This window comes from Roseburia amylophila, assembly GCF_025567465.1.
In the GTDB taxonomy this organism is placed as follows: Bacteria; Bacillota; Clostridia; order Lachnospirales; family Lachnospiraceae; genus Roseburia_C; species Roseburia_C amylophila.
On the sequence record NZ_JAOQKI010000032.1, the window covers coordinates 1 to 10,399 of the forward strand.

Consider the following 10,399-nt stretch of genomic DNA (forward strand, 5'->3'; position numbering starts at 1 on the left):
CAGCAGGGACAGTTCCAGGGACAGCCGCAGCAGGGACAGTTCCAGGGAAGACCACAGCAGGGACAGTTCCAGGGACAGCCGCAGCAGGGACAGTTCCAGGGAAGACCACAGCAGGGACAATTCCAGGGACAGCCACAGCAGGCACGCCCGCCTAAGAAACCATTTAAGATGACGAAACAGTTATGGGCATTGCTTATTGCAGTCATTGCAGTTGTAGTAGTTGCAATTGTTGCACTTGTGGTAGTGAAGAATCAGAAAAAGAAAGTAAATATCAACGATTATATTTCTGTAGAGTATAACGGATATGAAACAGCAGGAACTGCATATGTTGATTTCGACGAGACCGGATTCAGTGAAGCTGTTATCAAGGCACAGGGAAAGAAACTTAAAAATGTAAAATCTCTTGATGACCTTGACTGGAGTGACCTCACAGATTTGATGGGAAGTAGTAACTGGGATTTGATTGACAGTATTACTTTTGATGTGAAACCGGATTCAGACCTGTCAAATGGTGATGTGGTAACCGTTACTGCTTCATGGAATGAAGATTATGAGAAAAAAGCAGGGGTTAAAATTCTTTCCAAAGAACAGGAATTTACAGTAGAAGGACTGGAAGAAGTAAAAGAAGTTGATCCGTTTGAAGATATCGAGGTAACCTTCTCAGGAACACCACCTTATGTATATCCAAACTGGACCAATAATTCAGATGATGATTACTTACGTTATCTGTGGTTCAATTTTGAAGATTATGACAGCCTTGATGTTGGTGATACCGTAACTTTAACAGTTGATGAGTCAGAAGAGAATGCATTGGCAAATGGTTACAAATTCACACAGACATCAAAAGAATATATTGTATCCGGAGTAGACTCTTATGTAACATCTGCTGCAGATATTTCAGCAGACAATCTGGATTCCATGAAAAATGAAGCAACAGATGCGTTAGATGCATATTTTGCAAATAACAATTCCTATATTGGAAATTCCGGATTCAGTTATGAAGGTTCTTATTATCTGGTTGCAAAAAACAGTGATACATGGGGTGATACGAACGTCCTTTATCTGGTATTTTCGACAACTGTAACCAGTGCAGAAAATGCATTTGAGCCAACTGTTGTATACTTCCCGGTAAAATATACAAATATTATGGCATTATCCGATGGAAGCCAGAACTTTAATACATATGGTGATATCGAAGGATATACTGATTTAGAGTATGATGACGGATGGTATAATGTTGATGGTTATACAGATGGGGCACAGATGTTTAATGATCTGGTTGTAACTCAGAAGGTTGATTATACTTACGAAGTAACTGATAATTTAACTCAGTTTGGAAACTAAAGGAGAAGGAAATGAATTCTGGAAATGATTTTACAAAGCACATTCATGTGAAAAATATCATTCGTCTGTTATCTATTTTATTAATGGTATTTTTCTTTGTACCATCATTTATGGTATCCTGTGCTGGATATGGAAATATTAAAATTAGTGCTTTTAAAGCTATGACAGGTATTAAGATAGAAGGCGAAAGTGTAACAGATCCAAAAGTAATCTGCATTATAATGCTGTTGCTTCCAATCGCTATGCTGGCTCTCTGGTGCTTAAAGAGCGTATTAAAAGACAAAATTGCTGCAATCGCATCCGGAAGCTGTGCAGTTGTTGACTTTATTTTCTGGATTGCACTTTGCGTCGGAGTAAATAAGGAAGCAACAGATAATTACTGTACAGCAAAAGTTACAGCCGGATTTATATTTAATATCTTATTTATTCTGGCAATTGTAGTGTTGGATCTGTTGATTATTATCAATGTACTTCAGGCTGAGAAGCCATTAATCAGACAGAAAATGATGAATGGATATCAGGGAATGCCACAGCAGAACATGTATGGAAATGTACCACCACAGCAGGGACAGTTCCAGGGACAGCCAATGCAGCCACAGCAGCAGGGTCAGTTCCAGAGCCAGCCAGTACAGCCGCAGCAGCCTGTACAGCCACAGCAGCCGACTCAGCCGGTATGCAGCAAATGTGGAGCTCCACTTGTAGCTGGAAATAAGTTCTGCACCAAGTGCGGAAATCCGGTTGCATAAACTGGAATATAAAATAAGTAATAAGTAAACTACGAGAAACACGCTTTATGAGCTACTCTCGTAAATAAGTAGAAGCCCCATCCTCTGATGATTCAGAGGATGGGGCTTCTTTTCTGCTGCTGCAGCATTGCAGGTTCTGGATTTTATACAGCCTGACTGCGGAGCTGTTTCTTTTTCCGGTTCTTCCAAACAAGATAGGAAATCATAAGTGGTACACCGGCACCAATCCATGCTACCGGGCTTGCCAGGCGGACTGACCAGTATCCATATGGATTTAAAAGGAGCCATACGACACCGACACGGCAAATCATTTCAAAGATACCGCTGACCATAGGCATGATACCTTTTCCAAGTCCCTGCAAAGAAGTACGATAAAGGTAAATAAGAGCAAGAAAGAAGAAAAAGCAGCTGATGGTATTTAAGTACTGTGTGGCATAACTGTAAATGGCTTCCGTCGGTTCGCTTAAGAAAAGGGAAACAATGGAACGGCCAAATACAGTACAGATGAATGCAGCAATTGCAACAGTTCCAAGGGCGATTCCAAAGGCCTTCTTCATGCCATCGAAGATGCGTTCGTATTTTCCAGCACCTAAGTTCTGACCACAGTAAGTAGACATTGTGGTTCCAAGAGCCGGCATTGGCTGGGTGGAAATCTGTTCTACCTTGGATGCAGCAGTAAAGGCTGCAACAGCACTGGAACCAAATACATTTACTGCAGACTGAAGAATCATGGAACCAACAGCTATCAGAGAGTAGTTCAAAGCCATCGGGATACCAAGCCCCATCATCTGGGCGGTTGTCACGCGGTCGATGTAGTAATCACTTTTTCTGGTGCGGAGAATCGTGAATTTACGGTACATATAAATAAGACAGAGAACAGCGGAAATACCCTGTGAGATTACGGTGGCATATGCAGCACCTGCAACATTTAATTTTAAAGTTACAATACAGAATAAATCCAGTACAATATTAAGAGCGGAGGAAAACAGCAGGAAGTATAATGGAGTCTTGCTGTCACCAACACCTCTTAAAATTCCGGAAACAACATTGTACATCATACTGGTAATGATACCCCAGAAGATAACCCGGATATAAGAGTCTGCCATATCAAGAATATTATCCGGTGTGTTCATAAAGATTAAAAGCTCCCGGGAAGTAGTAACAGTCAATGCGGTAAGAATCACGGAAATGATTATGGTTAAGAGGAAGGATAAAGCAACAATATGCTTTAAACGGCTTTCATCCTTTGCACCGAAAGCCTGTGATACCATAACACCGAATCCCTGGGCAAGTCCGGATGCAAAACCAAGCACCAGAAACATAATAGAACCGGTTGCACCTACAGCAGCCAAGGCATCTTCTCCTAAAAACTGCCCTACAATGATGGTATCTACCATGCTGTAGAACTGCTGGAACAGATTCCCGAACAATACAGGAAGTGAGAAGAGAAGGATTAATTTTAGTGGATTTCCGGTTGTCATATCTTTCGTCATAATTATAAGCTCCTTTCAAAAAAATTTGCAGAAATGTTCTGCACTATATGAGAAAAAAGTACTATATTCTTTGGAAACGGGATTAGTATACATTGGTAAAATAAAAATGACAATGTAAAAATCAATCTAATTATGGTATAATTCGCTCATGAATACGAATTTAGAATATTACAAATTTTTTTATTATGTAGGAAAACTTCACAGTATTACATTGGCAGCAGAAGAACTGAATGTTTCACAGCCGGCAGTGTCCCAGGCAATCCGTAATTTGGAGCGGGAGCTGGGAACCACCCTTTTCATGCGGACATCCAGAGGGGTGCGTCTGACTGCAGAGGGGCAGACGCTTTACGGCTATGTGCAGCGGGGCTATGAGACCATCCGGGAAGGTGAACGCAAATTCCTTGAAATGCAGGAGCTGACCAGCGGAGAAGTATGTATTGGAGCCAGCGATATGACACTGCAGTTTTATCTGCTTTCTTATCTGGAACAGTTTCATGAGCAGTATCCGAAAATCAGGATTACAGTTACCAATGCACCGACACCGGAGACACTGAAATATCTGCAGAGCGGCAGAATCGATTTTGGTGTAGTCAGCACGCCTATGGAGACAACGAAGAATATGCATGTAATTCCGGTGCGTGAGATAGAAGATGTCTTTGTGGCAGGACGAAAATTTGAATATTTAAAGGGCGGTAAATTAAGCTATAAAGAATTGGAACATCTGCCGGTTATGTGCCTGGAGGGAAATACCTCTACCAGAAAATATGTAGAGGAATTTCTGCTGGGCGAAGGCGTTGTGATTCATCCGGAGATAGAACTTGCCACCAGCGATATGCTGATACAGTTTGCAAAAAGGAGCCTTGGCATAGCAAATGTGGTCAGGGACTTTGCCCAGGAAGAAATTGATAAGGGGGAACTGTTTCAGATTACATTTAATAAGAAGATTCCTGCCAGACAGTTCTGTATTGTTTCGGATGACAGGGTTCCGTTGACTGCGGCAGCAGAAAAATTATTGAAATTATTACAACATAAGTAAAACTTATATCGAGTATAAGGAATATTGACTTTACTTATAATATCTGATTCGGTATAATCAGAAAGTAAGAAGCAGAGAACTGGTTTTTACACCGGTTCTTTTTTGCTTTACAGGAAATTGCTTTTCTGTAAAGTAAAACACGCTCCGCGAGTAGCTCGTAAAGCGTGTTTCTCATAGTTACGCGAGCAGCGAGAAGAACATATTTCTTATTATAAGGAGGAAATAAAAATGGTTACAGCAGTAGTTGGTGCAAACTGGGGAGATGAAGGAAAAGGCAAGATTACTGATATGCTTGCAAAGGAAGCAGATATTATTATCCGTTTCCAGGGTGGTGCAAATGCAGGACATACTATCGTAAATGATTACGGAAAATTTGCATTACATACCCTTCCATCAGGAGTGTTCTACGGACATACCACAAGTATTATCGGAAATGGTGTTGCACTTGATATCCCGAAGCTTTTCAATGAGATGAAGTCTATTACAGACCGTAATGTACCGGCACCTAAGCTTTTGGTTTCTGACCGTGCACAGATTGTTATGCCGTATCATGTGCTTTTTGATCAGTACGAAGAGGAGCGTCTTGGCAAGAAATCATTCGGTTCTACCAAGTCAGGTATTGCACCATTTTATTCAGATAAATATGCAAAAATCGGTTTCCAGGTAAGTGAACTTTTCGATGAGGATACTTTAACAGAAAAGGTAGACCGTATCTGTGAAATGAAAAATATTATGTTAGAGCATATGTACCACAAACCATTACTGGACAAGGCAGAGCTGTTAAATACATTGCATGAGTACCGTGATATGGTAGCTCCGTATGTCTGTGATGTTTCTTTATATCTTGATAAGGCAATCAAAGAAGGAAAGAACATTCTCTTAGAGGGACAGCTTGGAACCTTAAAAGACCCGGATCACGGAATTTATCCAATGGTAACATCTTCTTCTACATTGGCTGCATATGGTGCAATCGGAGCAGGAATCCCGCCATATGAGATTAAGAAAATTGTTACTGTATGTAAAGCATATTCTTCTGCTGTTGGTGCAGGTGCATTCGTCAGCGAAATCTTTGGCGAAGAAGCAGATGAATTAAGAAAACGCGGTGGAGACGGCGGAGAATTCGGCGCAACCACAGGACGTCCAAGACGTATGGGATGGTTTGACTGCGTGGCAAGTAAATACGGCTGCCGTATGCAGGGAACTACCGATGTAGCATTTACTGTGTTAGATGTTTTAGGATATTTAGATGAGATTCCGGTTTGCGTAGGATATGAAATCGACGGAGAAGTAACCACAGACTTCCCTGTAACCACAAAGCTTGAAAAAGCAAAACCTGTATTAAAGAAACTTCCGGGCTGGAAGACAGATATCCGTGGAATTAAGAAATACGAAGACCTTCCGGAAAACTGCCGTAAATATGTAGAATTCATCGAAGAACAGATTGGATATCCGATTACCATGGTTTCTAACGGACCGGGAAGAAATGATATCATTTATCGTTAAGAATAAAGGCAGATTGTGATGATAAAAAATGTAATCTTTGACGTAGGAAATGTACTGGTAGACTTTTGCTGGGAAGAAGTATTTCATAAGCTCGGATTTGAAGGTGAAATCTTTGAACATGTAGCGGATGCTACCGTCCGTTCCGTAACCTGGAATGAATTTGACCGGGGAGCAAAGCCAGATGAAGAGATTATTGCTGCATGCATCAAGGAATCACCGGATTATGAAAGAGAAATCAGGCTCTTTTATGACCATGTAGGAGATACGATTCGTACTTATCCATATACGGTGCAGTGGATACGAAGCCTTGAGAAAAATGGATATCATACCTATATATTATCTAATTTTCCAAAGAGCACTTATGAAAAAGCAACAGAAGAACTTTCTTTTGAAAAGGAGACTACCGGAGCAATCTTTTCCTATCAGGTGAAATGTATTAAGCCGGAAGCAGAAATTTATAAACTATTGCTGGACAGATACCACTTAGTACCTCAGGAATGTGTATTCATAGACGACCGTCCGGAAAACATAGAGGCGGCAGAAAAGCTTGGCATTACAGGCATACAGTTTCAGAATCAGCAGCAGGCAAAAAGAAGGCTTTTGGAACTTGGTGTCGTATCCGGCAGTTAATAAGTAAAGATTATGTAAAAAAAGAATAATTGTCTATTCGTTTCTTGCATTTCAATAGCGAAATGCTTATAATGAGCGTAAGCAGACGGGTAGCAACGCAACTGGCAGGAGTTACTCCTGCCAGTTTTTTTACTTTACAGGAAATTGCTTTCCTGTAAAGCGTGTTTTCGCAGTTGCACAGTAAGCAGGGAGAATACAATGAGGATAACAGGTTTAAAGAAAAAGCTGATAAGTCTCATAGTGGCTGTTATTATGACGGTTTCAGGAATGTATGTTGAAAATATCAACATAGATTCTTCCTTTGCATGTGAAGATACTGCGAACCAGAATTTCATACAGGCAGCACATTTATCCAGACCATCAGAGAGCTGTACCGAAGAACTTCTGGGAAATCGGGAGACCGGCAGGATTGCAGCGGGATACCGCAGACTGTCGGAGAAAAACAGCGATTTGGAAGGAGCAGCATTATCACTGGAAGCAGTATTGCCTGAAAATCAGGCAAAAGACGGCTGGAACTTTGAATTACGGAAATCAAAGGATGTTTTGGACAGCAGGCGTGTCATTATAGGCTATATCCATCATCAGGATGGAGCGAAGGGCTGACTATCACAAGTTAGAAGCAATTTACCTGTGCGCAGAGGAGCATAGGTTTCTTTGCGTACAATATCAGGTCATAACTGTGATAGGAGGATAATAAAATATGGCACAGGATATTGTAGTAGCGCTTATGGGCGTTATGGCAGCGGCAGCAGTTGCTGCATGCTGGTGGTATGAGCATCATGGCAGAGAAGATGAGACTTCTTCCAAAGAAGAACAGGAAAAGACGAAAGAAGTATAAAGAAATAAAAGAAGATAGAGGGCTTGTAGCAGGAAAGGACAGAATATGAGAAAGACAAAAATTATATGTACATTAGGACCAGCAACAAAGGATGATGAAGTATTAAAACAGTTAATGGAAAATGGAATGGACGTGGCGAGAATTAACTTTTCCCACGGCTCACAGGCAGAACATAAAGTAACCATGGATCGTGTAAAAAAGATGCGTAAGGAACTGGGCAGACCGGTTGGAATTCTCCTTGATACCAGTGGACCGGAAATCCGGATTGGACAGCTGGAGGGCGGCAGAGCAGAGCTGCTTCCGGGAGATACCTTTAAGCTTACCACCAATGATATTATGGGAAATAAAGAGCGGGTCTCTATTACTTACAAAAATCTGGTACATGATGTCAAAGCCGGAACCAGAATTCTGATTGATGATGGACTGATTGAAATGCTGGTAACCAATGTGACAGAAACTGAGATTACCTGTAAAGTAGAAAATGGTGGTGTGATTTCAGACCGAAAAGGAATTAATGTACCGAATGTAAATCTGTCCATGCCTTATATCAGCCCGAAAGACCGCTCCGATATTCTATTTGGAATTGAACAGGGTGTAGATTTTATTGCAGCATCTTTTGTACGCTGTGCAGATGATGTGCTGCAGTTACGGAAAATTATGGCAGAGCAGGGCTGCAATGACATTAAGATTATCTCTAAAATCGAAAACCGTCAGGGTGTAGATAATATTGATGAGATTCTGGCAGTGTCAGATGGCATTATGGTTGCCAGAGGAGACATGGGAGTGGAGATTCCGATTCGTGAAGTTCCGGCAATTCAGAAGAAAATTATAAAAAAGGTTTACCATGCAGAAAAGGTTGTTATTACGGCAACCCAGATGCTGGATTCCATGATGAAGAATCCACGCCCGACCAGAGCGGAAGCAACAGATGTTGCCAATGCTATTTATGATGGAACCAGTGCAATTATGCTGTCTGGTGAGACTGCTGCCGGGAAATATCCGGTGGAGGCATTAAAAACCATGACAGAGATTGCGGAATATACAGAAAATGATATTGATTATGAGAAACGTTTCCGCCAGTTGGAGAAGATTGATAATCCGGATGTAACCGATGCCATTTCCCATGCAACCTGCATGACTGCCATTGACATCAATGCGGCAGCAATTGTTACGGTAACCAAATCCGGCAAGACTGCCCGTATGATTTCAAGATATCGTCCGAAATGTGCAATTATTGGCTGTACCCCATCGGAAAAGAGTTATTATCAGATGAATCTTTCCTGGGGTGTAACACCACTTATGATACAGGAAGAGACGGATACAGAAGCATTGTTTAATAATGCGATGGAATCCGCAGAACAGCATGGATATGTACAGCATGGAGATTTGGCGGTTATTACAGCTGGAATTCCATTGGGTATTTCCGGTACCACCAATCTGATTCGTGTAGTAGTGACGGGACACTTAAAGAAATAGGAGCGCAGATGGTATGAATGAACAACCGAAATTAGCAGTGCTGATTGATGCAGAAAATGTATCCAATAAATATGTGAAACTAATTATGGATGAGGTCAGCAATTACGGGGTGGCTACTTATAAGCGGGTTTATGGAGATTATTCGAATCCGAGCGTATCTGCATGGATGAAAAATATGCAGGAGTATGCTCTGACGCCGGAATTGCAGTGCAATTATACTGCAGGAAAAAGTGCTTCTGATTCAGCATTGATTATAGATGCCATGGATATTCTTTATTCCGGCAAAGTCAGCGGTTTCTGCCTGGTGTCGTCAGACAGTGATTTTACCAAACTTGCCATGCGCTTAAAGGAAGCCGGTATGATGGTAATCGGAATGGGCGAGGAGAAGACACCGAAGTCCTTTGTAAATGCCTGTGAGAATTTCAAGTATCTTGATTTACTTTATAATAAGGAAGAAGCAGAGGAAAAACAGCGTACAGCCACCACAAGAAGAAATACGAATGCATCTTCGGAAAAGGATGCCGGGGACAATGACAACCTTCCGAAGCTTTCGGATATTGAAAAGGAGGTAATCTCCATTATCCGGAGCAATGCAGAGGAAAATGGCTGGATTAATATTTCTGAGCTTGGAATCAATCTGAGCAAACGTATTCCGGGCTTTGACCCACGAAATTACCAGTGCAGTAAACTTTCTACCTTTTTAAAGAAGTTTAAGAGCATTGAATTAAACCCGATTGAGAATCCGCACAATAAGCTGTTGAAGGTTGTGTATGCAAAAATAAAAGAGTAGCAGGAAGAAAAAATGGCATCTGATGTTCTTTAAAATCAGATGCCATTCCTCCTTGTATCTTATACAAAAAGAAAAGCTCAGGTAATTTACCTGAGCTTTCTTTTTTATCGTGCGGAAGATGGGACTTGAACCCACACAAGCGCAATGCTTACAAGATCCTTAGTCTTGCTCGTCTGCCAGTTCCGACACTTCCGCATACCGTATGAACTTACGTCTCATGACGACTTGTAAATAGTAACAAATTCCGGGACAATTGTCAATGCCTATTTTTAACTTTTTTCGATTTTTGTCAATTTTATATATTTTTTCAAAAAAAGGTAAAAAATTAAAAATAGGGGTTGACTTATTACCGTTGAAACGGTAAAATATCATTTGTTCGCAGGAGTGGCGGAATTGGCAGACGCGCAGGCTTCAGGTGCCTGTGGTAGCAATATCGTGTGGGTTCAAGTCCCATCTCCTGCATAAAAAAAGGGGCTGTAAAAAAACTCCCCTAGAAAAAAATCGCCCAGACCGTGAGGTCTGAGCGTTTTTTTGGTATAATTA

At 41.2% G+C, this 10,399-nt stretch carries 9 protein-coding genes, 2 tRNA genes and 1 pseudogene; 10 read left to right on the forward strand and 2 right to left on the reverse strand.

Translation table 11 applies throughout. The features are described from left to right. Both OCV43_RS13510 and OCV43_RS13515 read left to right on the forward strand, forming a co-directional pair. A partial coding sequence (locus OCV43_RS13510) for a hypothetical protein (RefSeq protein ID WP_262624349.1) occupies window positions 1-1,344 on the forward strand: 1,344 nt, incomplete at its 5' end. An 11-nt stretch (window positions 1,345-1,355) separates the two neighbouring features. Beyond that, window positions 1,356-2,090, forward strand: a complete 735-nt coding sequence (locus OCV43_RS13515) for a zinc ribbon domain-containing protein (RefSeq protein ID WP_262624350.1) — start codon at window positions 1,356-1,358, stop codon at window positions 2,088-2,090. Window positions 2,091-2,233: 143 nt separating this feature from the next. On the opposite strand, the gene OCV43_RS13520 is transcribed toward OCV43_RS13515, so the two are convergent. Further along, entirely contained in the window at window positions 2,234-3,583 is a 1,350-nt protein-coding gene (locus OCV43_RS13520; RefSeq protein WP_262624351.1) for an MATE family efflux transporter, read from the reverse strand. A 148-nt stretch (window positions 3,584-3,731) separates the two neighbouring features. Here OCV43_RS13520 and OCV43_RS13525 point away from each other — a divergent pair, with 148 nt between their 5' ends. From OCV43_RS13525 to OCV43_RS13555, 7 genes and pseudogenes are all read left to right on the forward strand, one after another. Continuing rightward, window positions 3,732-4,619, forward strand: a complete 888-nt coding sequence (locus OCV43_RS13525; protein WP_022243197.1) for a LysR family transcriptional regulator — start codon at window positions 3,732-3,734, stop codon at window positions 4,617-4,619. A gap of 228 nt (window positions 4,620-4,847) precedes the next feature. Continuing rightward, window positions 4,848-6,122, forward strand: a complete 1,275-nt coding sequence (locus tag OCV43_RS13530; RefSeq protein WP_022243196.1) for an adenylosuccinate synthase — start codon at window positions 4,848-4,850, stop codon at window positions 6,120-6,122. An 18-nt stretch (window positions 6,123-6,140) separates the two neighbouring features. Continuing rightward, window positions 6,141-6,752, forward strand: coding sequence for an HAD family hydrolase (locus tag OCV43_RS13535; protein ID WP_262624352.1), 612 nt, complete (start codon window positions 6,141-6,143; stop codon window positions 6,750-6,752). Between the two features lie 198 nt (window positions 6,753-6,950). Beyond that, window positions 6,951-7,355 carry a hypothetical protein gene (locus OCV43_RS13540; protein ID WP_262624353.1) on the forward strand — a complete coding sequence of 135 codons (405 nt, stop codon included), beginning with the start codon at window positions 6,951-6,953 and terminating at the stop codon, window positions 7,353-7,355. 97 nt (window positions 7,356-7,452) lie between these two features. Then, window positions 7,453-7,590, forward strand: coding sequence for a hypothetical protein (locus OCV43_RS13545; protein ID WP_022243193.1), 138 nt, complete (start codon window positions 7,453-7,455; stop codon window positions 7,588-7,590). A gap of 45 nt (window positions 7,591-7,635) precedes the next feature. Next, a pseudogene (pyk, locus tag OCV43_RS13550) lies at window positions 7,636-9,057 on the forward strand (pyruvate kinase); the annotation flags it as partial. Window positions 9,058-9,079: 22 nt separating this feature from the next. Beyond that, window positions 9,080-9,856 (forward strand): NYN domain-containing protein, encoded by a 777-nt coding sequence (locus tag OCV43_RS13555; RefSeq protein WP_262624354.1) that lies wholly within the window; start codon window positions 9,080-9,082, stop codon window positions 9,854-9,856. Window positions 9,857-9,966: 110 nt separating this feature from the next. On the opposite strand, the gene OCV43_RS13560 is transcribed toward OCV43_RS13555, so the two are convergent. Then, window positions 9,967-10,051 (reverse strand) — tRNA-Leu (locus tag OCV43_RS13560). A 183-nt stretch (window positions 10,052-10,234) separates the two neighbouring features. Here OCV43_RS13560 and OCV43_RS13565 point away from each other — a divergent pair. Next, window positions 10,235-10,318, forward strand: a tRNA-Leu gene (locus OCV43_RS13565). Window positions 10,319-10,399: the final 81 nt, after the last annotated feature.